General features: G+C 37.5%; 1 protein-coding gene. It reads left to right on the top strand.

Annotated elements, in window-relative coordinates:
- Positions 1-248 (top strand): transposase (locus tag JEM49_RS10315; protein WP_201874946.1); only part of this gene is annotated, 248 nt, incomplete at both ends.

Raw genomic sequence — 248 nt, forward strand, 5'->3', positions numbered from 1 at the left:
TTAGAAAACCTAGAAAGCATTCCAGGCTTTGCACAGACCACTGCAGTCAGAGTTTTAGCAGAGTTAGGAGATTTACGCAGATTTAGTAATCCTAATAAAATCAATGCTTTTATCGGAATTGATCCAGGCAGATATCAGTCAGGAGAAATGGAATCTAATTTAAGTATTACTAAACATGGCAATGCAGTCGCACGTAAGTTGCTTTATCGAGCTATTGGACAAATTGATAATGCAGCTAAGACAAATCC

It is taken from the genome of Lactobacillus sp. A27 (assembly GCF_016742815.1).
GTDB classification, from domain to species: Bacteria; Bacillota; Bacilli; order Lactobacillales; family Lactobacillaceae; genus Lactobacillus; species Lactobacillus gallinarum.